This window comes from Ruminococcus sp. 1001136sp1, from assembly GCF_039841815.1.
GTDB classification, from domain to species: Bacteria; Bacillota; Clostridia; order Lachnospirales; family Lachnospiraceae; genus Blautia_A; species Blautia_A faecis.
In genome coordinates this window covers 1-26,474 of sequence record NZ_JBDPGY010000029.1, presented here as the reverse complement: position 1 = coordinate 26,474, position 26,474 = coordinate 1, and the positions used below count along the sequence as shown (strand labels likewise).

The following is a 26,474-nucleotide window of genomic DNA, read 5'->3' as shown; positions in this document are numbered from 1 at the left end:
CCCGTATAGCAAGGAGTTTTTTCGCTCTGCCAGAATATCCATTGACCGGGAGTTTTCTCGCAGGTATAATAATATCAGCGATTTTGCATGATGAAAGGGGCGAAGCAGTTGCGTAACATGATATGCAACATTTTAGAAAACAGCGATGCTGTTTCTGGTGTGACCTTGAAAAACAGTCCAAATAGCAGCACATTGCTTTTGGATCGGGCAGATGGCAAGGGACGCATGAGATTCCATACGCTCTTTCCGGGGCTGACTTTGGCTTTTATTTTTGTAAACGCTCCCGTATGGCCGGAGTCGGATGAAAATTCAAATCTAAAGCCTTTGCTGATTAACTATTGCGTTTCGGGCAGAAGTGAATTGCTTCTGGATGACGGCTCCTACATTTACCTGAAGGAAAATGATTTTTGTGTCAGTGAACAGACCGCACAGAAAGAATATATCTTTCCCACACGGCAATATCAGGGCATAAAAATATACTTTGACCTGCCACTTCTTTTACAGTCCTGCGGTGAACTTTTGAAATCTTTTTCACTTGACCTCCCTACGCTGGAAGAAAATTATTGTGGCAACCATAAGACATATATCAACGGAGCGGACAGTGAGCTGGAAAATATATTTCAAAAACTCTGGCGGCTATCTGAAAAGCCCTCTGCCTTCCATTTGCAAATCTATACGCTTGAACTTCTCCACCGGCTTTTTAACATGGAAATCCGGCCTCCGAAAACCTGCGGCTTCTACACGGAAACGCAGGTTGAAATTGCAAAAAGGGCAGCGCAAATTCTCTCAGATGATCTTTGCCAGCACATTCCTGTACGGCAGATTGCAGAACGCTTTTCGGTCAGTGAAACCAGCCTGAAAAATTATTTTAGAGGCGTATATGGACAGAATATATCCACCTGGCTGCGGGAAATCCGTATGAACGAAGCCGCAAGGCTTCTTTCGGACACAAAGCGTCCGATTGCCGAAATATCCGAACAGGTCGGCTATTCTAATCAAGGGAAATTTGCAGCTGTATTTAAAAAACAGCTTGGATTATCACCCTTAGAATATCGACGATTCAAAAATTTGGAAAAATACTAAAGCCGAGATAGATTAATACTCTCGGCTTTACTCATTTCACATTCACAATTTGGCATTCAAAAACTAATTGTTTGATCCACTCCTTCTCTTTGATATTTGCTTGTTCGTAATAATTATAGATTTCCTCTACAGAGAGTTCTTTTAAAACCTTCTCTCCATTTTCTTCACATTCTTGTACTAAGCATCACTTAGCAAACTCATCAGATCAACCATTCCTTTCCCTCAGATATTCAAACAGTGCCTCGGTAAACTCTTCTTTCTTTGCTCTTGAAACATTCAGTTCTATTCCGCATTTCAACCGTAGTACGCCTTTTTCTAACCCTTCTACTTTTCCAAAATTAACAATGTAACTATAATGCGTCCTAAATGACCTTGTCTCTTATAAAATGAAACGAAAGTAAGTTTCTTTTACTGCCAGCCTTAGAAAATTACTAGCAGCAGCATCTTGAACTGTTCCTGTCCATATACCGCATGGGGATGTTTTGCTGGCATGACGATGGAGTCGCCTTCTTTTAGGATATATTCCTCGCCATCAATAGTTACTTTTCCTACACCATCCAGACAGGTCACGAAGGCATCCCCGCCGGATTCATGGGTGCTGATCTCTTCGCCTTTGTCAAAAGAAAACAGAGTAACACTTACGTGTTCGTTCTGCGCCAGTGTTTTGCTGACTACCTGTCCGTCCTGGTATTCTACCTGATCTTTTAAAGCCATGACTTCTGCTTTGTTGATGTTCTTAATTCCTGTCATTTTTTATGTCTCCTTTTTTAATTTATATTGTACCCAGTACAGTGAAAATTAAGTATCTGTTATATTGACGCAGTATATGAAAAGTCAAACTAATCAACATAGTGGCTACTTAATATTCGCTGTACTAAGCATAATGTGCCTGTTATACTTCACAATAATACAAGAAGGATCTAAGTTTCTCCCATCCTGCCTCGTCGAAGTCCCCATCCAGGGACAGGTCATAAACTGGTGCCTGGCAGTGGTCGTGGATTCCTCTCATATTCAGCACCATAGCAGTGTTTTCATAGCGTGGTGCCATCATCAGGATACCGCTGCAGTTCTCACCCAGTTCCAGTGCTTTTGCATAACGGTATCGTCCATTGGCACCAGAGTAGTCTGACAGATACTCATCGGCACGTTTTTGAAGCCCACTTAGGTCTTGGCTGAAGCTGCTTCTATCTCCCAGGCGCTCATGGATTGCCAACAGCTGTTTTTCCCATTTCTGGAAAAACTCTGTCGCATTTTTATTGCCAGAGGCTTCTTTCCACAGAAACAGCATCATCTCAGACAGCGGTGCCCGGCGGCACAGGATTCCTTCATACTCCAGCTGCTCCAGGATTCCCTCATTTAAGCTGGTCAGGCTGGCAGAGGTTCCAACTAATCCCAGTGATTTGGCTGAGGTACTTTCTTCTCCGATCTCCTTCGCCCAGCGGCGCAGGTCTTTCCACTCATGGAGGCTGCCATCTGGAAGCAGAGAGCGGTAACACTGATCCCGCATATGCGGATCGGCACTGTAAAGGATGTCGCCGCAAACCAGAGCCTTCATCAGAAGCTCCGGATCATCTGCGGTCACTGGAAGTGTCTCCAGGATCGGTGCGATAATGTCCACATGCTCATATCCCTTGCGGTCCAGTACCGTCCGGACGGCTCTTGCATACTGTCCATCTGCATCTGCACCCTCGTTAAATGGGATCAAGAACTGTAAATCCTTCTGCTCTTCTTTCGGTGTCTCTTCCAACAAGGTCAAAATCTGACCTAACATCACTGGGAACGGCAGATATTCCTTGGAGTTGGTCTCTGCACGTCCCTTCATCAATACTTCACGGGAATAGTCTGGCAGTGTTTTTCTCTTTTTATAGCCGCACTGTTCAAAATAGTTTTCCAAGTACCAAGTGTGGTAACCAAGATCCGGCAGTACAAGTGTCTTGTCCTTATCCGGCTTGAACTTAATATTGGCTGGCTTCATCTTCACATCCAGGATGTTAAAATCTTTTGGCATCTGGGCTGGCGGTCTGTGGGAGATACTGTTAAGGAACGCCTCAATACGGGTAATAATACCGACTGCCGAATACTGCTCATCCACCTCGATATGAAGGTACGGCTTATCCCCCATCTCTTCACGGAACATATGGTTTACAAGGGTATCAGGACCGCATCCGTGGTTGGTAAGGTAAACGGCATACAGGTTCGGATGGTGAGCCACGATCTTCGCACCGGATAACAGGTGGTCACCGAAAGGCCAGTACATATTCGGATAATCCTTGGATACATCCAAAGACATGCCCGGAATGAAGCCAAGTGTCATAACCTTGTAGCCTTTGGACAACAGGATGTTCGGGATACCCATATTCAGGATTGGATCTGCGTAGCCATAGTTTCGGGTGATGATAACCAGCACCTTATCCTCTGGCTTTAAGTCTGCCATGATCTCAGCACCCAGTTTCTCGGTACCTGCCATGTTCTTCTGTACGGCAATTCCACCCTTTATCATGGCTTTCATGCATCTCGGCTTACTAAATCCCAGGCTCTGTCCTACGCCGATCATGGCCTTTGCCATAGCCGTTGCCCCAAGGTCCAGATCAAATACCGGGCTGATGAGTTCAATGCCCTGCCCCTTCAGATGAAGGGAATCGTAAATGGAGCGGGCTGCTGTCTGCATATAAGGGCAGGCATAGTTGTGAGCTGCATGGGCGTGTGGGTGCTTGATGGTGTGGATATTGGGGAGAAAAATATAATCCACCTTCTGCTTGGCCAGATCCATCATGTGTCCATATACCAGTTTTACCGGGTAACAAGTCTCTCCTTGTGCATACTGTTGGGAAAGCTGCACCGTCTCTTCGTTGCTGGTATGGGACAGCACTACATTGTAGCCCAAGTCCCGGAAAAACTCATTTGCCAGGGTAAAGAACTTAAACATAACCAGGACAAGGGGAACCCCGATGGTCTTCTTATTCGGATCAATAGTGGCATCATATCCTCTGACGGAAAACTGTCCTGCCATCTTATATAAGAGTTTGTTCTTACGGATTTCCTCAGATACTTCCTCACGGTTGCGTTCCGTAGCTGGGAAATCAAAGCCAAGGAAGGTACTTTCTTTCGCTGGCTCCTGGTTCATGTAGGTCTCACCCACGGTAATTCCCATGGATTCATAAGCCAGGATTGCGGCACCGTAGGCACCACTGATGGAGAATACAGGGGATACAGTAACCTTGTCCCCATAAGCACTCTGGAAAGCAGCCACAATACCAGGATTATAGTCTACGCCGCCCTGGAGTACGATGTGGTCTCCCACCTTCTTGGTTCCCACTACTTTATGCAGATAGTTCTTCACAATGGCATGGCAGAGACCAGCTGCAATGTCAGCCTGGCTTGCCCCGGAGCTTTCTGCTGATGTGATGGCAGTTTCAATAAAGACCGTACAGCGCTCGCCCAGCTCCGCCGGGTTATCAGAAGTCAGTGCCAGCGGACCAAAGTCTGCAATGGGGATATCCATACGAGCTGCCTGTTCTTCCACGAAAGAACCAGTACCAGCTGCACAGATCTTATTCATCATGAAGTCACAAACTTCTTTATCTTTAATAGAAATGTATTTGGAATCCTGTCCACCAATCTCAAAGACCGTATCTACTTTAGGATCCACGAATGCTGCCGCCTTTGCCTGTGCCGTGATCTCGTCCTTAATGGCATCAGCCCCCATCATGTCTCCCAGACGCTTACGACCGGAGCCAGTAATTCCTACTGCGGTAAAGTGGATTTCTCCATATTTTTCTTTAATTGCTGCCAGACCGGAGCGTACTGCCCTTTCCGGATTACCGGCAGTACGCAGATACTGGAAATCAATGATGTTTCCCCGCTGGTCCATGATAACAAGATCCGTACTGGTGGAGCCAATATCAATACCAAGGGCACAGCCATCTTTCGGGATCTGTCCGGTTGCCTCAGGCTCGGATAAATCGGTACCTGGCTTTAACACCAGTTTTGGAAGAGAAGAACGGTGGGCGCTTAACTTCTGCTCCCCAATTTTCATTACCTCCTCCAGGGTTTTCCGGTTTATAAAAATATCCTGAAGGAACGTATCCTTTTCAATCCGTTCTTTTGTAAGATCAGAAAGGGACGCATTTTTTCCTTTTCCAAATTCTTCACAGGCTTTCTGGTACGCATGTACTGCCACACCTACGGCACCAGAAAAAAGTGCCAGTTCCGGGATCACAAGTTCTTCGTCCTGAAGCCCGAAAACCTTGCGGATTGCCTCTCCCATTCCGGCGTTCTCGGTTACGCCGCCAGTGAAGACAACTGGCTTTTTCACCGGAAGATTTTTTACAATAGTCGCTTTATAATTGCGAATCATGGCGTAGCACAGTCCCAGGAGTATATCCGGTGTTGTGACACCCTCCTGCTGTCTGTGGATAATATCCGTCTTGGCAAATACCGCACACCTGCCGGACAGCCTTGGGATGGAACGTGCCTGGCGCACCACATCTGAATACTCTTCCATCTGCATTCCAAGACGTGACATCTGGTCCTCGAAGAAAGAACCAGTACCGCCAGCACAGTGTTCATTCACTGCAAAGTCCGGTGCCTTCTCCTGTAAATTCGTAATGAATCTGGCTCCCTGGCTTCCGATCTCGATCACGCTGCCAGCTTCCGGTACCAGGAATTTCACGCCTTCTGTTACCGCCGGAATATCCCCCAGGTAATAAACAGCAGGCTCTTCCTCCGTCAGTACACGGGCATTGCTTCCCGTAACACCGACTGCCATCCATTCTTCTTCATCTGGACAGGCATCTTCCAGCATTCCTTTTAAGGTAGGGAGGATCTTTCCGAAATGCTTTTCTATTTTTTTATATACAATTTTATCTTCCTGAAGGCGCACCACCTTGATGGTGGACGCCCCCAGATCAATACCAAAACTCTGCATTTTTATTTTTCCTGCTTTCCTCTTATTTGGTTATATTTCTGATACAGCGAAAATGAAGTATCTTCTATATTGATTTGCCCTGATTTTCGCTATCCTGGTATTATTTCAAAACTTTAATGTTCTTCACGCCCACCTTCAAAATCTGCCCTTTTGTCTCCATGGCAGCCAGTTCCCTGGACAGAGACTGTCTGGAGATCTGGAAGTAATCCGCAAGCTCTGTCTGGGAACGGTCCATAACACGGCAGCCCGCTTCATCCTCCGGCATCTTTTCCAGGTAGGCAAGGATCTTGGCTTCAATGGGCTTTGCCATCAGATCCAGCTTATCGGTTACAATTTCGAGCTTATCCGCCATGCTGTCAATAATCCCCCAGAGCAAAAGATTGCGCAGCGCATTCTCACTGTCATACTCCGTACTCTTTAAGCACTCTTTTGATAGATAAATAACTTCTGTTGGTTCCAGCGCCTTTACCAGCACCGGGCTTGGGATTTTCCTCACAGGAAGCATTTCCCCGAAACAGTTCCCAGCCGTAAACCTGCTGATCTCTGATTCCTGCCCTTTGTCATTTACCATATAGGCATCCACACAGCCTTTTAAGATCACTGGGAAATCCGTAATCACATCTCCCACATTCCAAAGGATCTCCCCAGCCTCATAGCTTCTGCTTTTTCCGGAAAGCTGGCGCAGCGCCCTGCTCCACTCTTCCCGTGGAATATCTGCCATGACCGGGACTTTTCCTTTCCCCATAAGCTGACTGACCAATGCTTCCTGCTCATTTGCCTCCAGGGTGTTTTCCTGCATTTTTTTCATCATCTGGACAAGCCTTTTCAGCTGCGTGCTGTCCATCTGTTTTACCATGTTCTCTGCCTGAAGGAGGATTTCTTCACGTTGGATCTGTTTCTGTGCGGCTTCCACCTGAAGCGCCTTTACATCCTGGCATCCCTCCAGACGGATAATCTTACCGCCAAGCAGCTCTGCATCTTCCTCTCCGTGGGTAGCCACCAGAAGGATCCTGCCCCTTCTGTTTTTCAACACATATTCGATTACATTTTTTCTTGTCTTCATATCCAGTCCAGTGAATGGCTCATCTAAGATGATCATTTTTCCCTGGAAGTGCATAGTGCGGGCAAGGGATACACGGCGCTTCATACCGCCGGATAACTCGCTCGTCGGCTGGCGCAGACATTTCTTTGGAAGGATCAGGGAAAGGTCACTGCTGATTTCCCTGACAGAAGGCTTCTTCTCATACATCATATTTACATTTTCAATGGCATTTAAAAAGGGGAGCAGCCTGTCCTCCTGAAACATTGCGGAAATTTCCGCCTCCGGGTTCATCTCCTGTTCGCTTCCATCCTGGCTGATCCAACGGATACTTCCGGAATCTTTCGTCTCCAGGTTCATAATGATCCGAAGAAGTGTGGTCTTTCCCATACCGGAAGGTCCCATAAGACAATAGATCCCGCCGTCTTCAAGGCGCATATTTAAGTTATGCAGAACTTTCTTATCTCCAAATGATTTGCATAAATTTGTTATTTCAAGTGACACGCCTGTTCCACCTCTTCTTTTGCATTTTCGTCAGGCCATTCCCCGTCATCCTCATCGTCGTCAAAATCGTCGTCACCGTCATCTCTTCCGGACACCAGCCAGCCCATCGGGGCACTGAGCCTCTTTAAGATCCACATGAAAAAGACTTCAAAAACAACACTAAGGACAACCACTACGATCGTCCAGGCAAACAGTTTGGATGTCTCCAGATAGGTTTTCGCTGCATACATTTCCCTTCCGATGGAGGGCTTCGGGGTACCGATAACCTCTGCCATGATACCGGATTTCCAGCTCATGCCAAGCGCCAGCTTGCTGGCGGACATGACAAAGGGCATAAATGCCGGACGGTAGATATAAATGAACTTTTTCCAGGGTGCCAGGTGGAATACCTTCGCCATCTCCAGAAGCTGCACGTCTACATTTTCCAGTCCCTGAAGGGTATTGGTGTAGATGATCGGCAGAACGATCAGGAAAGACAGGTAAATGGTAAGTGCCTGGTTTCCTACCCAGATTAGCAGCATGATGACAAAAGAAATCATCGGCACGGTCTTTAACATAATCATGATCGGTTCTAAAAAGTCCCGGATGATCTTATACTTATAACAGACAAGAGCCAGTACAAAACCGCCGATGAAAGATAAGATAAATCCTACTGCGATTCTTAAAAAGGATGCCCCACAGGTGATCCAGAAATCACTCTGCCCCATCTGGTCTGCCAGTGCGATCAGTATATGTGTTGGTCCAACTAGGATGATCCGGTTATCAATCAGTCGGTCTGCAATCTCCCACAGGATCAGCCAAAAGAGAACGATCAGCGCCATGCGGATTTTTTCTTTTCTGGTGCGCTTCTTTCCTTTCATCAGCTTCATCATTTCTTCCATATACACTTCTCCTAGTTTTATATTTTGTGTAAAACCCAAAGCACTGCCAGACAGCTCCTGGCTGGGGCGTGCAGATCGTAGGAATGCTTTTGGAGCACGCTCTGGTACTGCTTCAGGTTTTAAGTGGCATACCGCCGGGCGGGTGCCCGGCAGATGCCTATTGGTTAGAAAATTAGAAAAAAGGAGGCTTTGTTATTTACCATCGGATGCGTCACTGTCGCTGTTTTCACTATCGCTGGTTTCGCTGCCGTTGGTATTGCTATCGCTGCTGGTTCCAAATGCCATAGCGGTAGCTGCATCAATGCTTGCATCGTCAATATCAGAGGATTCCCCTCTTGCATCTGCGGTCTGGACACCAGTCTTCTCGAAGCCATTTACCTGGAAGGTAGCTGGCCACTGCTGTTCCTTGTCAAAACCGGAGATGGTCATGGCAAGGTCTCCCATATCCAGGGAAATGTTACAGGTCTGTGTAATGACTTCGTTCTGGTATTCGATGGTTCCAAGGTCTACGGTAATGCTGGTCAGATAACCGTCGTCATTTCTTGTGGAATCCACAATGTTAAGACCTTCGATCTCTTTGATATTCATAATACGGCTCTTAATAAGGATCGGTATCTCTACTGTAGCGTGAAGGTCACTGTCTATGCTTAAAGTGGCGTTATCTACCACCGGATCCTTCGGTGGGAAAATATCACTGGTAATATGCGGATTCATCGGAAGACCGGAATCTTCTTTCTTGAACCAGATGTTCGCAGATACGGTATAGATTCCTTCTTCTGCCGGGATCAGTTCTACAGTTTCTTCTGTATCACTGTCTGTCTGAGAATTATCTGTGGCAGTCTCGCTGTCTGCTTTTGCTTCTTCTTTTACTGCTTCGGAATCCACGGTACTCTCAATCATGGAGCCTTCCGGCGGAATGTAGTAGAAGTCATCCCCTGGCATTGCACCGCCTACTGCATCCGGATTGTAGTCATACATGATCTGTAAAAATCCGGATAACTTGTCTTTCATTTCCTGACCTGTAATGGCACACATATTTACATAAGGTACCGCAGCCTCTGCCACTTCCCCATTTAAGAAGGTCTCAAACTCATCGGTCCAGTCTGCTGCTTCTTTTGGATTTTCCAGGCAGTAGTCTACGGATTTCTTGCACATGTTCAGGTACTCTACAACTGCCTCTTCGTGTTCCTCTAAGAAAGATTTTCTCACAATGGTAATGGTGGTAACAGACTTTGCACCGCTTTCCAGGTTCAGACTGTTCCATTCCTCTGTAATGTCAATCGGAGTATAAATACCAGGAACCAGAAGCTTTGCTACTTCCACAAATGGCTGTGGAAGTAGGGCAATGCTGTTTTCCTCGTCCTGGAGAAGATTTAATACTTCAAACGGAGTGGACTTAAAGGACATGTTCACGTTGTCAAGTCCTTCCTGCTCCAGAAGGTAGCCCATGGTGTATTCCGGCGGTCCGCCTTCTCCGATGGAGTACACGTTCCTGCCCTGGAGATCCTGCATGGACTTTACAGAAGGATCGGTAGTCATCACATAGAGAAGTCCAAGGTTTCCAATGTCAATGACAACGGCATCTTCCTTTAAGTCCTCGTTGTTATAAAGGATGGCTCCTACGTTTGACGGGCAGTGGATAATATCATAATCACCGGTATTGAACTTGGAGGCGAGGGCGGTATAATCTACACCACCTACCTCGAAGTTTAAGTTGTTATAGGTGTTACCTTCTTTTGCTTCATTGATGAACCAGCCCATTCCCATGGACGGCGGTCCCATAATTAAGCCTACGTTTACATCGCAAGCATCCTGGCTTCCGGAGTATTCAATGCCGGAGGGGATGTATTCGCTTGTATCCGCAGCAAGGACCGGAACAGATATGTCAGCTACGCTAAGGCACAGGGCTGCCAGAAGGGGGATGAATTGTTTTTTCACGTTTGTTCTCCTTTGCAAGTAATTGTTGTTTCTATCTGAGAATGCTTTTGCACCTCTAATTCTCATGGCATGGAGTCATTCCCAGATATATTACATATATCGCTGTTATTAAATCCATGATATATTGCGGATATCCCTGTTGATTCATCTGTGAAAGTCCTCTGACATTTTACATTTGAATTTTTGTCACAGATTATTACATATCCAAATTTCAAGCCTTCATATATTGTTACCGCTTCCCAGATATCCCCATCTTGTCCATTCCAGTATTCTCTTGTGGTATTCCCCTCATTTTTCATTTCGCTTAGAGAATTCCCCTGCCACTGATAAACCTGTGCAGAATTGTTATTTATTTCGTGAAATACACTTTTAAAGAAACTGTATTTTAATTTTGATTCAGAAATATCTTTTCCATCGGTTCTATTAAGAGAAAAATAATACAGTTTATAATTAGGCTGTTCTGCACAATTTTCCTTCATAAATGTGTCAACTTTATCAAATTCTTCACCAGATGTCACTTCATGAATATCTGCAACCACTTTATCCATGTCGCGTCCACGGGCAGCGATTCCCACTCTTGCATCATCATTAAAAAAAGCTTTATTTGAAATATTTACGTCTGGTTTCTGTTCTTCAAAATCTACTGCAAGATTTAACGGTACATACCATTTGACATCTTTATCTGGATTTTGTTCATCATATAATATAATTCCAAATTCTACGCAATCACCAAGTGTGTACAAGCCGCTAAAATCATCTAATTCAAAAACAATTTTTGTAATTCGTCCTTTAAAAGTACCATCACCCATGTCAACCTTATCGACATTATCATATGCCCAGGTATCACTTCTTTCAACTTCTTTGACATGAATATTTTTTCCATCTTTAACCTGTAAAAGCTCAAACACCTGATTTTTCAGTTCAATTGTTAAGGTGATTTTTCCATTTTCATTTACCACCATGGAAGCTTCGTTATACATTGGTTCGGTAGGTGTTCCAAAAACTCCACTCATTCCTGTCGGATCAGCAGGATTATTAAGGTAAGCATTTACTCCTAAAATTTTATTCTGTGCACCTGGTACATATAAATTGGCTGTTACATTTTCATAAGTTCTTGCTGGAAGAGAATCAACACTACTCCAAGGTGCAGGATCTTCCGTTCCAGCTTCTGCAAATGCCTGAACCAGTTCTTCCGTAGACATTCCTTCATCTGTAAATTCATCCGAAATATCAGAGCTCTCTTCTTCCGCACTTCCATCTGAGAATCCGTCCATGAAGTCTGCGCTCTCATCCCCGGCATTTTCCTCATCTGTCAGTCCGGTCTCGTCGCTTCCAGCCTCGGCTGTATTTTCCTCAGAGATCATCTCCCCAGAACCGAAGCCTCCGTCTTCTTCTGCTTCTGCCTCTGGTGCATCTGTATTTTCCTCTGCTCCTGCGTCTGCTGCCTCTGCGGTCACTTCCACATCTGCCTCAGCTGTGAAATCTGCCGCTGATACTGGTGCTGCTGACATGATCACAGCTGCCGACATGATCCACGCCATACTGCGTTTCATCTTTGAATTCAGCATTTTCTTTTCCTCCTCTTTCTCTTTTCTGGCTATAATGTTATTTGCGGCAATGCCTTTTATATTAACAGGTTCTCCCTGTAATATACTTTCCCATCCTTGCGGTTCACCTAATATACCTTTTGTTACCGACTTCAAATATAATTCAGTTGCATCTAACTAATGGGATGTAAAAAAGGCATATCCACTATGCCATTACTTGTTAGCATTCTCTAACTATCGGTATTTTAGCCTCCCCTCAAAAATAAAGCAATACTTTTTGTGCAACTTTTTTTGAATTAACATATGTTAACTTTTCCCTGTTAAAAAGTGCCAAAAGCTGCATTTTTTAGTTCCTATCATTAAGAGATGTTTGTAAGAATGTATAGCTCATCATGCACACTTCTTTCTGCCTGACAGCAAAAAAAGAGAACAGCTTTAGCCATTCTCCTTTTGTCATCTGAATCCAATTTTTTTATCAAGAATACCAATTTTCTACTGCTTTTCTTGATTTCGAATCTCCTTAATCAGCTCTACTGCATTTTCTGCATCATCAGTTTTTACGAATATATCCATTCCATATATTCCAAAGCCAGGTGCCCCATGCATCGCAACATTCGCACTTGCCTCCTGTGAAAAAGCCATTATTCCATTTTGGCTTAACATTTCCATGAGTTGTTCCGTTTCTATTATATTTTGTGCATTGTAAATCTTGATATATTCCATCTTAGATAATGGTGAAATTTCTTTTATATTTTGAGTATTTGTTGGATTTTGTTTCTTTTTCCGATTGATAAATGTCAGAATTCTAAGAATAATAAATGCGACAATAGTAATACCAATCCAAAATTCAAAAGCTAATCGTGTTATCTGTGTTTCTGTAGCCCCCATTCTTAACAAGCATACGCCATAGAGGAAAGCAAAAATTCCTGAACATAATACGCTGGTAAGAAAATCCCTCCATACAGTAGTATTTTGGGACAAACATTTATCCCATATTCCATTGTATATCATAATAGCTGCATACAGGATTCCTCCGGCTAAAACACTTACTGTCTCTCCTAAAATAAAACGAATATTTATTGTCAATAACATTTGAATAATAATTGCCATTACACCAATCACAAACATTGATGCAAAGGCAAGATTTCCAGCCTGTAGTGCTTTTCGTTTTGTCCATTCTTCATACATTGCAACTTTGTCCAAAGTTTCTCTCATCTCTTTATTCATAGCCTGGCTCCTTTCTCCATCCAGGAGTTCTCTCATTTCAACATCGTAATATTCAGCAAGCTCAACAAGTATGCTAAGATCTGGCATATTTGTTCCTGTTTCCCATCTGGAAACTGTTCTTGCAGACACTCTGAATTTCTCAGCAAGCTGCTCTTGTGTCAGATTTTTTTCCTTACGACATTGCTTTAAAAAAGCTCCGATCTTTTTTGTGTCCATGTCTCTACCTCTCTTCCACTTACAGTTTACCAATATGTAACAAAATTACCACGACATAAAATGAGAATCCACGAATTTTCAATCAGACATTGTATGTCTACGATATTCAAAGATACTTTCAACATCAAAAGTTGCTTTATGGACATTGAAAATTATCAATATTTGTAATCTTTGGGTTCAACATCCGGTTTACCCTTTCAATCGGGAATTTATCTTCAATATCAGTCACTTCAAATAAATTTAACGGTAGCGCTTTTTCTCCAATCAGAGAAAGATATTCCTTAACAGCTCTGCGGTCAATCATGATTTTTCCATGCCCATCCCAATAACGATTACTCTCTTTCTTCTTCAACCCAGAAATCCAATATTCGTCGCCATTCTCAATATCTATATAATTGGAATAATTGCCATTATATTTTTGAAAGGCATGGTTATTAAAATAGATTGTTTTCTTACTCTTTGAAGTTTTCACATATCCGATCCATGCCGGACCATCATCTGAATATCCCGTTTTAAGTTCAATGTACATTAAATCATGAATCATTTTTAACATCTCCACCTAAAGGAACAGTTTTAGCCATTCTCATTTTTTACTGCTGCTTAATAAGCTCCCGGATTCCACAGATAAACGATAAAACAATTACTATAATGTAACCACTCCGGTTTACAACCGTATTCTCAGCCCAGTTGCTTACTGCGATCACAGTCCATAAAGCTCCCTGTACAACCATCAGCATTCCATTTGTTTTTGGATTACTTTTATTATTTTGCTTTGCAACCAGTAAGAAAATGTAAACTGCTAAAATAATGAGTGATATAATGATTGTTAATGTTGACATAGGCTTGTTCTCCTTTGCTGTCCTGTTTTTTATTATTTCTGAGTCAGAATACCATTTTCTTCCAGTGCTTCTGTAAATACGAAATATATTCGTGTTACTGCGGGTTTATAGTAATGAAGCATATGGCAGATATCGCAATGCATTCTTTATTTTGCAATATACAAAACACCTAGCGTACCAGGTCCGCAATGACTTGATACAACACCGCCAGCCCTGGTTTCCAGTATCTCATCAAAAATGTCAAGTTCTTTCAGATAAGCCCTCACTTTTTCTACAGTTTCCTGTTCACAGCCAGAATGTGTTATAAATACGCGTTCAGGTCTCGCTTTTTTTAAATCTTTTTCCATATCTTTTACATAGTTCATGACAACAGAAGCAATTTTTCCACGGTATTTCTTAGATGCATTCATTGCACCATCTTCCACTACAATCCTGGGATGCAGTTTTAAAACACCTCCGGCCATAGCCGCTACTGCATTGCAGCGTCCGCCTCGGTATAAATAAGTAAGGGTATCTACCACAAAGCTTGCTCTCACATTTGGTTTTAACTTCTCTATCTCAGAAACAATCTGGGAAGCTGTCCGGTTATTCTTTGCCATAATTGCAGCTTCTACTACAAGAAGGCCGATACCGGTAGAAAGGTTTGCAGAATCGATTACTTTTATTCGGTCAGAAGCCCCCAGTTCTTCAGCAGCAAGGCGCATCACATTTCCAGAAGTGGACATACCTGCTGAAATAGAAAAGCAGACAATTTCCCTTCCAGCCTCTGCATAGGGGCGAAAAAGCTCCATGGCATCTGCCAGGGCAGGTGCAGAAGTTTTAGGTGTTGTCTTGTTTGCATCAGACCAGGCATAGATCTGATCCGGAGTAATGTTTTTTCCATCTTCATATTCTTTATCATCCAGAAGAATATGAAGCGGAAGAATGTCAATCTCATATTTTCGCAATAATTCCTGTGAAAGGTCGCAGGTACTGTCTGAAATAATTTTTACCATATATTCACACCCTTTTCCCGAACAAAGTCTGGGATATCTTCGGCTAAGGCAGGATAAAAGTTTCACTCTTACGCATAAATCCCGCCAGCTATTTCACTACTAATCAATATATTGTACCAAAAAACAATCGCAATTTCTACTCATTTACTATAAATTACATTCTTTCCCAAAACGGAAACAAGAGTGGGTATTGTTTTTGAATAAAAAAATCGCATTACCTACAACGAACTTTGCAGAAAATACAGCAAGGCGAATTGTTTAATATATGACGGAGCGAGGGCTCAAAGGTTTTCAGAGTGGCAAATACGGAAGTACCGCATTGCATTTGACTTCCCTACAATATCAAATTAAGCAAGACTGCCCAGACCTTTTTATTGGTGTTGATCTTGCTATAATTCATAAATGAAGTATAGCATGAAAAAGTGGTTTTTTGTATTGGATTTCCATCATATAAAAAACTGCTAAATTGTATCTAAAAGATCACAATCTAACAGTTTTCCATTATATGGTACAATTTACAAAAATACCAATTTATTATGATTAATACGTTGGAAGAAGGCCTCCATTGCCTGTCATGCAGACAATGGAGCAAGCCTTAGGGGAATAAAATACTTTTATTTACAAGAATAAAGTATATACTTTTCTTTTAAATAAGTACATGGATAAAATTACATAAAACATGCACAAAATACAATAGTTAGTCAAATGAATACCAGAGATTGATACAAATTAATTTTGCAAGAATACCTTATTCAAATAATTTTTTTGCCTTCTCCAGATTCATTTTTCCATTCACTTTCAAATAAATTTTTGTAATTTTAAGCGGCTCACCCATCTCACTGCAAAGCTCCTGCGCCTGTGATAAAGGAATATAGATATCTTCATTTTCCGTTACGGCAGTTACTTTACATGGAAGATAAACAGTTTGCTGTTCATTTTCTTCGTGCCCAGTCAAGGATACTAGATGATCTGCCGCGCCAGAAAGCTCTTTTGTATTTCCAGCAAGTGCATAAGAAATGGTTAGATTTTCTCCCATTTGCAGGAATTTTTCCTGTTGTTTTTTTGAAATGGAATGATTATTTGAGTCTTTCATGTTTTGCAATGCTTTACTTCCAAGCAACAACACCGGTGTATTTCCTAAATCATTCTGCTCTGGATTTTCTCCAAACGCATTCAGATCTATTCCTAAAAAGGTGGCTGTTTCCGTATAATCTTCAATCTTGATGGTTACTGGAATTTCCACAACTGGCCATATCTCTTTTATCCCTTCTATTTTTTTTGCCTTTTTCAAAAAATCATCATCATAAGTAAGGTCTCCAAGGGAAACCAGTGCCAAGTATTGTTTTTTCCCATCCTGTATTCCTGCAAAAAGCTTTATAGAGAAAAATAATGCCAATATCAGAAGAAAACCTACAAAACAGGTAAAACTATCTATTCTATTCTTTTTCAATGGGCATCCACCTTTCTGGTTTCTTCCAGAAGTATGTTTTTCTTATGAAGCTTACCCAAAAGAAGTAGAATCACAGAAACAAGCAGTACTGCAATAACTGCAATAACGGAATACCACCAGCTGTTTGTTTCTTCCTGGTCATCCTCTATTTTTAAAGACTGGATTTTAGCTTCTTTAATCTCAGACTCAAACTCTGTACTTTCCTCATAGGAATTGCCGGCTGCATCCTCATAAGTAAGAATCAGTTTTCCGGTAATCCTGCCAGGAAAAGAACCGTCATCTTCTTCTGATTTTCCTTTTACATACACACGGAGACTTCCCTGTACTGCGGTTCCAGCTTCTAATGTTCCTAAAAAAGCGGACTCTTTTGGGTTCAATCCGTCTGCTTCCAGCCGGACACTTGCATTATATATCTTATCCCTTCCAAGATTCATTGCTTTCACCGGAATTTCTACCGTATCCATGGTATATAAAACAGAAGGAATATCAGAAGCTTCCAGTTTTGCACGCGCCGGCTGAGTGATCTGAAAGGACAGCGTTTCTGTACCTGTCGCTCCCGTCGCTTTTGAATCTTCGTAATCCAGAGAAAAAGAAACTGTTGCCTGACCTGGAGTACAGTCCTCTGCTATAGTGACCTTTTGTTTCAGGGTAATTGCTTCTCCTGGAGTCAGTCTCTGAACATAAAAAGAGTTTCTCTCAAATTCAATTCCCTTTGTATCCGCAGAAATAGAAATCTTTAGACCAAATACATTCTGGCTACGGCTTTTATTCCGGAATGTCAGTGACATTTCTGTGACAGAGCCTGCTTTTAGATTTTGTCCGGAAAGATTGTTATCCTCTAAAAGAACCTGCGGTTTATGTAGTATTTTCTCACCAGACGAGCTGGCAGAAGAACCGCCTCCACTATACTCTCCAGCAGAATAATCCCCACTATCTATAACAGGATCTGTAATCTGTGTTCCATTATCTGTATCAGTATTTCCATTTTCTATTATGACATGGATTGTCTTCTTTTCGTCCTCAGCAGAAGCGTCTCCTGATATAAATCCATCCAGGTCAGAATTTTGATTTTCCGAATCCGTTTTTTCAGGAGTCTGTTCCTCAGTTTCCGGAATCTTCTCATCTGTAGGATTGTTTTTTTCCTCTTCAAAAGGCAATGTACTGTCTGCATCACTATAAGAAGCTGACTGATCTGCTTCCAGAACAGACTCTCCCACAAAAGCAGCTTCCATATTCCCTGCATCTTCTGCAAAAACAGATGTCGGCAGAAGCATCATGAAACTTAATATTGCGAATGTGGTTTTCACAAATTTTTTTCCCATTTTCAGGCTGTCCTTTCTCTTAAAACTCCGCCATCCATCTCATATACGTGATCACATAAAATCCGGATATCCTCATCATTATGGCTTGCCAATAAAATGGTTTTTCCAGCTGCCTTTAAATCAAGCAAAAGTTCCCTGATCTCTGCCACGCCGTGTTTATCCAGACCGTTAAATGGTTCATCCAGAATCAGGAAGCGAGGATCTTCCATAATGGCCTGTGCAATCCCAAGGCGTTGCCGCATTCCAAGAGAGTACTTTCCAACCGGCTTTTTCATATCCGGATCCAGTCCTACTTTTTTTAGGATCAGGCGGATATCTGCCTTTGAAATCATTCTTTTCATATCTGCCAGTATTTCCAGGTTCTTTACACCGGTATACTGGGTAAGAAATCCAGGCGTCTCAATGATGACACCAAGGCTTTCTGGAAAATCTACATCACGACCAATTTCTTTTCCGAAAACACGGATGGTGCCTGTGGTAACAGGAAGGAATCCGCAGATACATTTCATAAGTACTGTTTTGCCAGAGCCATTATTTCCTACAACGCCGTAAACCTGTCCCACCTTTAAGGTAAGATTTACTTCTTTTAATACCAGATCTTCCCCGAACCTTTTGGTTACGTGTTCTATTTTCACACAGGTATTTTGAAATTCAGATTTCTTCCACTTTTCCATTTAAAACACCTCCAAAAATTCCCATTAAAACCAATAAAAATGATAGCAGGAATAACCACAATCCCGCTTTATCCGTTCCCCAGTTTCCATCTGCCAGAATCCATTCCACTGGGTAAAACCAGATCTGATCTTTGAAATAACGTTCATGAAGTATAATTCCAAAATAATAGCTGACAAAAGGAATTCCATATGCCATATAAGCTGAATTCCATAAGGTACCACAGATTCCACCAAAAGTGCTTAGAATACTTCCGGTCAGTCCCATCCTAAGTGCTTTCATAAGCAGCTCCAGAAACTGTTCCTTTGGAAAGCTGCCTTTTATTTCCATAGGATAAAATATAACAAAATTAACAAGAAGCATGGTGCTTATAGCAAATATCCAGACTAAAAATCCAGATGTCATAACAGAAAAGACTTTTCCTTCCACATATAGCCTGCGGTTTGTCCTGGGAAATGCAGCTTTTAAAAATCCACTTTTATACTCCTGTAAAAAAGAATCACTCCACGGCAGTACCGCAGCTACAGGGATGGCAAAAGATACCATCTGACTTTTCAATGAACCATCCAGCAGGCTGATAAAAGTTCCACATGTTAATGCTTTTTTCAAACTTGGATAAGTCTGACCTGCTGCGATAGAAAAGCAGGCAATCAGCCATGCCGCCAGGAAACTCCTGCCAAGAAGCATACGTTTTGTTTCTACCCGCATAGATATTTCCCCTTCTGATTATGTTTTTTCTCCCAGAAATTCAAAGGGATATTTTTTCATCCTGCGAAGTGCCAGAACCATAAGAACAAATAAAATACCTGCGAAGAACATACAGGACTGCCAGATGGTCGGAAGTAATGGATCATAGCCAAAGTTATGTTTTCCATATACAGCCTGGTTCAAAGGACTGATCCAGCAGATCAGTACATTCACCTGATACATTTCATATTTTTCCTTATGCAAAATTGCGGCTACCACACTGGGTTCCAGTAAAAATCCAAATACACTATAAAGTAGTCCAAACACCATGCCTTTTGTTTTTCCTTTATAAAGATTTCCAACAAGGATTACAAAACCAAGTGTCAGGGAATAGCAGAATAACAGGAGAAAAACCTGCAGCATACAGCCATACGGAGAGATACTCTCCATGACTCTTACTGTAGAGGGGACCTGCAAGTTTTTCCCCAGTTCAGAATATCCGAGCATGGCAGCAGTCTCGCTCCACAGGTTGCCCGGATAACTGTCCTTCATACACAGTACAGATGTAAATAGCAGCATCAATACTGTATAAAGAGCAGTCACAAGAATAATATAAATAAACTGTCCCAAAAGCCATTTTTTCTTTGTTGTTCGAATTAACTGATATGGAGTAACTGGTGTCATCTTTGGCAGGTCTGAGAACAGCAGAAGCAACAGAAGAGAACTGAGCAGTACTGCTGTTCCATCCCCAAAGGTCCAAAGAAATGGCTCTACAGCCTGTACCGGTGTATCATAGTTTTCCATAACAACCATGATTCTTCCAGTGAGAAGAAAGCTAAGTACAAATTCCAGAAGGAAGGTAAAAATGACTTTTGGATTTCGAAAATAGCCAAAGAAATTGTAATGTACAATTCCAAGTACCTGCTTCATATCAGTAGCCCAGATCCCTGTCTATAATACTGCCATCCACGGCGTTAATGGTAAGGAAGCTCCAGTTTGGATAGTCTGTGATGTCCGAGTAACTATTCCCATCATAGTCACCTTCCACTTTTCTGCTTCCAAAGAAATCCCAAACGGGAACCAGAAGACCTGTATGCGGATCTGTGGATGGTTCATAAATTCTTGCATAGCCCAGAACAATCCGGTCAACATCATAAACTCTTGATTTTTCATATTCCATATTATCTGCATTGGTCACTACCATCATTTTTTCATATGTTTTCATAATCTCAGAAAATGGAAGAAGGTTTAAATTTTCTGTTTTTGTCTCTCCTATGGTATAAGGGTTTGAATAATACATGCTTTCAATTCCATCTTTATCGACAAAGAAATAAAGACTTTCATAAGACCAGGTTTCCATAGTGCTGTCCATATCTTCCAAAGCACCGCCATCTGCCATTGTCCGAGTAATCGGAACACCGTTTATAGTACGTGTGTAATAAATCGCATATCCGCTTCCAAGATTACTTAAACTATTATCCTTTTCAAGATTATTGCACAATGCATAACTCCAGTCTGAAAACTGCAGATCTGTAATCCCCATTTTATCTACTTTTTCCTGTACCATTTTTTTTGCTTCATCTAATGAAATCCCAATGGACTCCTCAGTAGGTTTTTCCCCTTCACTGGAAGAAGTATAATCAGACCAGGTCGTGTCCACAGGCAGCTTTTCCCCGCCAGATTTTGCCAATTTTCTGATTTTGACAGATAAGGTATCGGATCCGTAGGAAGATGTCATGTAAAAATATTCTGATCCATCCGGCATCTGTGCAACACCGGAGAATTCATTTTCCGCAGTACCATTTTCTGTCTCCTGGGAGCCTGCAACAGGTCTTCCTTCTGCCAGGGTCTTCGTCTCCGGGGCTGATTGATACTGCTCTTCCCAGTATTCAATATCATCATAAATATTATAGTAAAGGTTACCATCTTCATCCGTACCCCAATTATAGGGATCCAGATTTCCGTTTGCTACATCTTCTTTTAGTTCATCCAACGTTTTTTTGATTTCATCCTTTGTCTGGGTATAATAGCTATCCGATGTATACAGCTTTGCCTCTGAGAAAAAGGCATCTGTAATACGGTCAAGAAGATCCTGTGTAACTTCTGCAGGCGTGACAGAAATTGCGGATATCTTTTCTACATCCGGTATTTCTACAGTGGCATCCGTGTTCACTACAAGTTTTGCACTGTCATCTGTAGTCTGACTTTTATAGGTTTCCGGAGCATTGAGCAGGTCTCGAATAGTTGTTCTTACCGCTGTGTTCTTATCCTTTGTATTTTCAGAAGAGTCCTCGTTCACCATATCTACGCCTTCAGTTTCTGTATAAGCATTTTCTACCTTGCTCCCTTTTGGTTTTACAAGGGAAGATTCCGGGGTCTGGGCACATCCTGTGAGCATTCCTATACAAAGTGTTAATCCTACAATTTTATTTATGTTTTTTCTCATGTTGAATAAATTCTCCTTCCTGTTTATGTCCACAAGTATAGCATCTTTCATTACACCAAATCTTCCGCAAGTTGTAACTGTTCTGTAAATTCAAATTATTTACCATAAAACAGATATGATCGTTCCTTTTCCCAGATGACTTGTAATTTCCAGCTGGAATCCATGTATATCTGCAATTTTCTGGCATAGCGCAAGACCAAGCCCAACACTTCCCTTTACTCTGGAACGAGATTTATCGACCATATAAAAAGCTTCTGTTACTCTTTTCAGATCCTCCTTTGGAATTCCCTTCCCATAATCCTGAACAGATAAATGATTTTGGGTTGCCTCCAGTACGATTTTTGAATTCTCATCGGAAGCCTTGACTGCATTATCAATAAAATTTGTCACTGCACTCATCATAAGGTCCGGATCAAAAGTTTTTCTAAGCTCCTCTGGATTACAATGTATTTCAAGACAAATTTTTTTCTCCTGAAGCCTGTAAGTAACAAGTTTTTTTACATCTTCCAGAAATTGATTCATCTGAACTTCCACTGGAACAAATTCTGCTTCACCTGTTTCATATAATCCGGTAAGTTCCAGCATTTTCACTGAAAGCCTGGAAAGCCTTCGGCATTCATTTCTAATATAATCAAGCGCTATCTCCTGCCTCTTGGGAGATAGGCGTACCGTTAGAAGTGTATCTGCATATCCTATGATTGCAGTCATCGGTGTCTTTAATTCATGGGCCAAACTTCCAAGCAGCTGTCTCTGTGCCTGGTTTACGGAAGAAAGCTTTTCAATCTGCTCCCTCACTTTACCTGTCATAAGATTAAAGCTTTTCCCAACCTGTGCCAGTTCCGTTTTTCCTTCTGATGGCACTTTTATCTCATAATTTCCATTTGCCACAGAAACAGCCGCTTCTTTTAGCCTTGTGAGCGGTTCCATAATTTTCCGCAAAGTCAAAAACAGGAAAAAGCCAACAAACAGAACCAGAAACAGGGTAAACCCTCCTGCCTGATAAAACAGTGTCTGACTCTGTTTTTGTACACTGGTAATATCTTTGTAGGTGACAATCTGATAGTTCATGTCTGTAGAACTGTAACTGGAAAAATAAAAGAGCAAAAATACGTTGCCATTTGTTTTGCTGATCAGTGGTTTATCACAATAGATGTCATTTTCGAATCCATCATGTTTGTTTTTTGTTAGGTTTCTGATATTTTGCAGATCAAACTCATATTTTGTCCCATTATATTGTTCTTTTCCATCCTGATATAAAACGGCGCTGTCGTGGAATACCTGACGAAAAGCATAAATAATCATTTTTTCCCGGATTTTATCATCAGTGTCCTGTGTTTTACTTTTAATCCGCATTAGCATGTTTTCAAACTTAGAAATATTTGTTTGAAACCTGCTATTTTCATAACTGTTGATATTCTGTATGCTCTGATTTTTCCACCTGTAAGTTGTATAGAAAAAAATTCCAGATGACAGCAGAAGCACCACGCAGATTACCTGTAAAAAAATTTTTGTAAATAGCTTCATAAATCCACCTCAAGTCGATAACCAATTCTAGGAATGGTTTTGATTTTATCCTGCCAGCTTAGTTTTTTTCTGATGCGTCCAACGTGTGCATCCACAGTTCTTGTTTCTCCGCAGAATTCCTCCTTCCACAGTTCCTGCAAGATCTGGCTTCTGGTAAGTGCTTTATTTGGGTTTTTTACGAACACCATAAGGCAGTTATATTCCATAGGTTTTAAATATATTTCTTCTCCATTTTTCGTAACTATGTGACTTACGGTATTAATTATGACATCGTCTATCTGAATCTGTTTCGGTGCCGTTCCATAACGATCTAACACTTTTTCCAAACGCACCATTACCTCCAGCATTTCAAAAGGCTTTACTATATAGTCCTCGGCTCCGTCTTTTAACCCTTTTACTTTACTTGTAACATCAGCCTTTGCCGTAAGAAATATAACCGGAATACCAAACTTTTTTAATTCCGGTAAAAGGGTATAACCATCCTTTCCCGGAAGCATAATATCCACAAGTGCGCACTGAAATTCATGGTCCTGTACGACGCCTTCACTTGCATCATTTCCATCCAGATAACCTACTGTTTCATAACCAGCAGCTTCCAGATTCATACAAAGCAGATCATTGATTGCCATTTCATCTTCTATCACCAGTATTCTTGCTTTCATAATAATGTTCCTTTCATTTTACACAAATCCGATTATTTCTTTATTGTGCGTGATTTTTACTATTACAATTATACACTAGTTTCAGTGCTGCAAACGTAACCGATTTGTAAAGAAAAAGGAATCAAGAACGATCCATCTGGAAGTCGTTTTGATTCCTCAAATCCTGCTACATTTTTGATTTCATTTTGTTAATTGTGTTTATATGAGTCACACCCTCCCTCTCTTAGAACTGTCTATTTCCCGACAGCCTCTTCCTATAAAATCATATGTTACACAAGTGTCTGTCCCATTGCCGCTGCAATTTCCTTTAACTTGTCGATAGCATAGCCTGTATATTTTGAAATCTTATCGGCAGGTTCCTTTTCCTCGATCATCATTTGGGCCAGGGACATTTTTTCTTTTTCAACTCCCTGTTTCATTCCTTGTTCAATTCCCTGGTCTACAAGAGCTCTACTTAGATTACACATGTCTCTCACCTCACTCTCGAATTCTTCTGTCATGGCAATATCAAAATCTTCATGTAACCGCTTCTTTTTTTCTTCTGGCGTGGCAGACGTTGAAAACAGGACATTTAGCAGATCAAGAATCTCCAGCTCGCTTTCTTTGTCTGCATCTCCCAAATTTACAATCACCACTTCCATCAGATCATAGCTTTGAGGATCTGTATAGGACTTTCCAAGTATCGTATCCTCAATTGTGTGATATTTGAAAATACCATTTTTGCGTTTTTTAGCTGGGTCTGGACAGATCCAGATGGAATAAGCTTTCTGAATCTTTTCGTAATGTTCATCTGTAAATACGGTTCCATACTGTTCTGATATCATTCTTGCACAATAATAAAAACCTCTGGTTACAAGTGGATATCCAGGAGTATCATTCAACTGGATTTCCAGATTGATAATAAGTTGTATAGGTTCAGGGTTTCCAGGAAGATAGGCTTTAAAACGGATGTCATAATATACAGTTTGATCCTTGACTGCATTCGCCTCTAAATTCAAACCTTCGATTCTTTCGTCTCCGTTTAGTTTCTCATCACGGTCCAGCTGATCCTGGTGGACAGCATGTTTAGAAATTTCTACGTCATCTTTCAGACAGTTGTCACAAATAAACTTTACGCTGTATTGAGAAAATTCTTTTGTACAGGATTTTAAGATCCATGCTATGATTGCCTTGTAAGTCAATATTTTTTTCGCACATTCATCATATTTCGCACGGTCTGATATAAGGTCAATGGTCTGCGCCAGATTCGTCTGACGTACTATAATACCCACCTCCTGTATAATTGGTTAACTGATAACATTTTATGATTTTATATTACCATAAAGAAAAAATGGGGGCAATATATTTTTATATAAGTTTATGTCACATACAGTCAAATAAACCCTGTAATACAATATGTCATTCCATAACACTATAAGGAAAATACCAGCAATAGCCGTCTGGAAAGCGAACTGCAGCTATAAGAAGTATTTTTAGATAACTGACAGTTCGTACAAAAATCTGGTTTTTACAAAAATATCAAATTTTGTCACATAAAAGAGGCATGATACGAAGTCTGAAACGGAAAAGTGATTGCAAAAGGTGGTCAAAAATGGCCTTTTGTCAAAGGCTTATTTTGTGTTATTAAATCCCTTTTAAGCTTAAATAACACAAAATAATACAAAATGATACAGATAAAAAGGTAGGAAATAACGGCAAATAGTACTAAGTGATTTAAAAAGGGAGCAGGTAAAAAAATCGTGTTCTGGACATCCGGGAAGGAAAATACAACACGAATGGCCACATCTTTTTTATCCTTTTCAACAGAGTTGACTTCACCGCCAATGTACCGTGCGGCTTTATCAACTTTAAGTAATATTTCATTACTAAGTGCTAATTTTCTTATATTTTTCCTTTCATAAACTGTATATATTAAACAAAATATACGTGAGCTTTGCGAAACATGGATTGCCGTGGTACTATTTCATGAAATTAAAATTTGGCCACAAACATTATAAAAAACAGTCACGTCTTTTAACATAATTTGAGTTCAAAAAACGGGTTTGGTCACTATTGTAATCATAGTAATAGAATCGTTTTAGTATTATTCCTGAAATAGCCGTTAGCAATAACTTTTATTATAACCAGAATCCAGGGGAAGTGCAAGCATAGAATTTGGCGAAGACATGGTTTTTCCGATTGTGTAGATTGAGGATGCCGAGTTTTTGCAGCAATAAAAGCTTCTTTTGAACAAATTTGTGGGAGCCGCAATAGGTATAAAAAATGGCAGACAATCTCGTTATTAAGTCGGCTGCCCATTGATTATATAGTATATTGTTTTGGGCGTTTTGATAGTTCGACAAACTGTTAAGGAAACAATCGGAGTTGGTGTAAACGAAAAAGCAGCCTTGAGTTCTGATAAAAACTGCCCTTTCGTTTACATCAATTTCGATTTTACCTTGGTGAACAAAGTCGCGTCCCTTTAGCCGATAGCTATGGGGATTCAATCGTTGCTCTTTTCCTTAAGTTTATCATA

General features: G+C 41.3%; 20 protein-coding genes and 1 pseudogene. 1 reads left to right on the top strand and 20 read right to left on the bottom strand.

The genetic code is table 11. The features are described from left to right. Positions 1-117 precede the first annotated feature (117 nt). On the top strand, positions 118-1,083 hold the full coding sequence (locus ABHC48_RS18550; protein WP_195700353.1) for an AraC family transcriptional regulator: 966 nt from the start codon (positions 118-120) through the stop codon (positions 1,081-1,083). A 205-nt stretch (positions 1,084-1,288) separates the two neighbouring features. Here the strand turns inward: ABHC48_RS18550 and ABHC48_RS18545 are convergent. From ABHC48_RS18545 to ABHC48_RS18450, 20 genes and pseudogenes are all read right to left on the bottom strand, one after another. Beyond that, positions 1,289-1,444 (bottom strand): annotated as a pseudogene (locus ABHC48_RS18545) (DNA-binding response regulator); the annotation flags it as partial. 59 nt (positions 1,445-1,503) lie between these two features. After that, positions 1,504-1,833, bottom strand: coding sequence for a cupin domain-containing protein (locus ABHC48_RS18540; RefSeq protein WP_195700352.1), 330 nt, complete (start codon positions 1,831-1,833; stop codon positions 1,504-1,506). A 142-nt stretch (positions 1,834-1,975) separates the two neighbouring features. Further along, positions 1,976-6,010, bottom strand: coding sequence for an acyl-CoA dehydratase activase (locus ABHC48_RS18535; RefSeq protein WP_195700351.1), 4,035 nt, complete (start codon positions 6,008-6,010; stop codon positions 1,976-1,978). 100 nt (positions 6,011-6,110) lie between these two features. Next, on the bottom strand, positions 6,111-7,553 hold the full coding sequence (locus ABHC48_RS18530; RefSeq protein ID WP_195700350.1) for an ATP-binding cassette domain-containing protein: 1,443 nt from the start codon (positions 7,551-7,553) through the stop codon (positions 6,111-6,113). Further along, complete coding sequence (locus ABHC48_RS18525; RefSeq protein ID WP_195700349.1) at positions 7,538-8,434, bottom strand: ABC transporter permease subunit; 897 nt, start codon at positions 8,432-8,434, stop codon at positions 7,538-7,540. Before ABHC48_RS18525 ends, ABHC48_RS18530 begins: the two co-directional genes overlap by 16 nt. Positions 8,435-8,626: 192 nt before the next feature. Beyond that, positions 8,627-10,372, bottom strand: coding sequence for an ABC transporter substrate-binding protein (locus tag ABHC48_RS18520; RefSeq protein ID WP_195700348.1), 1,746 nt, complete (start codon positions 10,370-10,372; stop codon positions 8,627-8,629). Positions 10,373-10,434: 62 nt separating this feature from the next. Continuing rightward, complete coding sequence (locus ABHC48_RS18515) at positions 10,435-11,940, bottom strand: hypothetical protein (protein WP_195700347.1); 1,506 nt, start codon at positions 11,938-11,940, stop codon at positions 10,435-10,437. A gap of 471 nt (positions 11,941-12,411) precedes the next feature. Next, positions 12,412-13,362, bottom strand: a complete 951-nt coding sequence (locus ABHC48_RS18510; protein ID WP_195700346.1) for a helix-turn-helix domain-containing protein — start codon at positions 13,360-13,362, stop codon at positions 12,412-12,414. Between the two features lie 136 nt (positions 13,363-13,498). Beyond that, a complete protein-coding gene (locus ABHC48_RS18505) occupies positions 13,499-13,906 on the bottom strand; it encodes a mannose-1-phosphate guanylyltransferase (protein ID WP_195700345.1) in 408 nt (135 codons plus the stop codon). Positions 13,907-13,952: 46 nt separating this feature from the next. Continuing rightward, complete coding sequence (locus ABHC48_RS18500; protein WP_173767974.1) at positions 13,953-14,201, bottom strand: hypothetical protein; 249 nt, start codon at positions 14,199-14,201, stop codon at positions 13,953-13,955. Positions 14,202-14,347: 146 nt separating this feature from the next. Next, entirely contained in the window at positions 14,348-15,196 is an 849-nt protein-coding gene (locus ABHC48_RS18495; protein WP_195700344.1) for a DegV family protein, read from the bottom strand. 748 nt (positions 15,197-15,944) lie between these two features. Continuing rightward, positions 15,945-16,487, bottom strand: a complete 543-nt coding sequence (locus ABHC48_RS18490) for a hypothetical protein (RefSeq protein ID WP_243243663.1) — start codon at positions 16,485-16,487, stop codon at positions 15,945-15,947. 155 nt (positions 16,488-16,642) lie between these two features. Then, positions 16,643-17,968, bottom strand: coding sequence for a hypothetical protein (locus ABHC48_RS18485; RefSeq protein WP_117854465.1), 1,326 nt, complete (start codon positions 17,966-17,968; stop codon positions 16,643-16,645). 2 nt (positions 17,969-17,970) lie between these two features. Next, positions 17,971-18,642: an ATP-binding cassette domain-containing protein gene (locus ABHC48_RS18480; RefSeq protein ID WP_117854462.1), complete on the bottom strand. Its 672-nt coding sequence runs from the start codon at positions 18,640-18,642 to the stop codon at positions 17,971-17,973. Then, positions 18,620-19,348: an ABC transporter permease gene (locus tag ABHC48_RS18475; protein ID WP_243284602.1), complete on the bottom strand. Its 729-nt coding sequence runs from the start codon at positions 19,346-19,348 to the stop codon at positions 18,620-18,622. The genes ABHC48_RS18480 and ABHC48_RS18475 overlap by 23 nt, the downstream gene beginning before the upstream one ends. Positions 19,349-19,366: 18 nt before the next feature. After that, positions 19,367-20,257, bottom strand: coding sequence for a hypothetical protein (locus tag ABHC48_RS18470; RefSeq protein WP_173735712.1), 891 nt, complete (start codon positions 20,255-20,257; stop codon positions 19,367-19,369). Position 20,258: 1 nt separating this feature from the next. Beyond that, positions 20,259-21,773, bottom strand: a complete 1,515-nt coding sequence (locus ABHC48_RS18465) for a DUF6034 family protein (RefSeq protein ID WP_118583023.1) — start codon at positions 21,771-21,773, stop codon at positions 20,259-20,261. Between the two features lie 99 nt (positions 21,774-21,872). Then, positions 21,873-23,126 (bottom strand): HAMP domain-containing sensor histidine kinase, encoded by a 1,254-nt coding sequence (locus ABHC48_RS18460; protein ID WP_243284601.1) that lies wholly within the window; start codon positions 23,124-23,126, stop codon positions 21,873-21,875. A gap of 167 nt (positions 23,127-23,293) precedes the next feature. Further along, positions 23,294-23,959 (bottom strand): response regulator transcription factor, encoded by a 666-nt coding sequence (locus ABHC48_RS18455; protein ID WP_195700342.1) that lies wholly within the window; start codon positions 23,957-23,959, stop codon positions 23,294-23,296. Between the two features lie 269 nt (positions 23,960-24,228). Beyond that, positions 24,229-25,230 carry a PD-(D/E)XK nuclease family transposase gene (locus ABHC48_RS18450; RefSeq protein WP_272067071.1) on the bottom strand — a complete coding sequence of 334 codons (1,002 nt, stop codon included), beginning with the start codon at positions 25,228-25,230 and terminating at the stop codon, positions 24,229-24,231. Positions 25,231-26,474 lie beyond the last annotated feature (1,244 nt).

Coding starts and splice junctions, on each gene's coding strand:
- ABHC48_RS18550 (WP_195700353.1), top strand. CDS start 118: ATGATATGCAACATTTTAGAAAACAGCGATGCTGTTTCTGGTGTGACC.
- ABHC48_RS18540 (WP_195700352.1), bottom strand. CDS start 1,833: ATGACAGGAATTAAGAACATCAACAAAGCAGAAGTCATGGCTTTAAAA.
- ABHC48_RS18535 (WP_195700351.1), bottom strand. CDS start 6,010: ATGCAGAGTTTTGGTATTGATCTGGGGGCGTCCACCATCAAGGTGGTG.
- ABHC48_RS18525 (WP_195700349.1), bottom strand. CDS start 8,434: ATGGAAGAAATGATGAAGCTGATGAAAGGAAAGAAGCGCACCAGAAAA.
- ABHC48_RS18515 (WP_195700347.1), bottom strand. CDS start 11,940: ATGCTGAATTCAAAGATGAAACGCAGTATGGCGTGGATCATGTCGGCA.
- ABHC48_RS18510 (WP_195700346.1), bottom strand. CDS start 13,362: ATGGACACAAAAAAGATCGGAGCTTTTTTAAAGCAATGTCGTAAGGAA.
- ABHC48_RS18505 (WP_195700345.1), bottom strand. CDS start 13,906: ATGATTCATGATTTAATGTACATTGAACTTAAAACGGGATATTCAGAT.
- ABHC48_RS18500 (WP_173767974.1), bottom strand. CDS start 14,201: ATGTCAACATTAACAATCATTATATCACTCATTATTTTAGCAGTTTAC.
- ABHC48_RS18495 (WP_195700344.1), bottom strand. CDS start 15,196: ATGGTAAAAATTATTTCAGACAGTACCTGCGACCTTTCACAGGAATTA.
- ABHC48_RS18485 (WP_117854465.1), bottom strand. CDS start 17,968: ATGGGAAAAAAATTTGTGAAAACCACATTCGCAATATTAAGTTTCATG.
- ABHC48_RS18480 (WP_117854462.1), bottom strand. CDS start 18,642: ATGGAAAAGTGGAAGAAATCTGAATTTCAAAATACCTGTGTGAAAATA.
- ABHC48_RS18475 (WP_243284602.1), bottom strand. CDS start 19,348: ATGCGGGTAGAAACAAAACGTATGCTTCTTGGCAGGAGTTTCCTGGCG.
- ABHC48_RS18470 (WP_173735712.1), bottom strand. CDS start 20,257: ATGAAGCAGGTACTTGGAATTGTACATTACAATTTCTTTGGCTATTTT.
- ABHC48_RS18465 (WP_118583023.1), bottom strand. CDS start 21,773: ATGAGAAAAAACATAAATAAAATTGTAGGATTAACACTTTGTATAGGA.
- ABHC48_RS18460 (WP_243284601.1), bottom strand. CDS start 23,126: ATGCGGATTAAAAGTAAAACACAGGACACTGATGATAAAATCCGGGAA.
- ABHC48_RS18455 (WP_195700342.1), bottom strand. CDS start 23,959: ATGAAAGCAAGAATACTGGTGATAGAAGATGAAATGGCAATCAATGAT.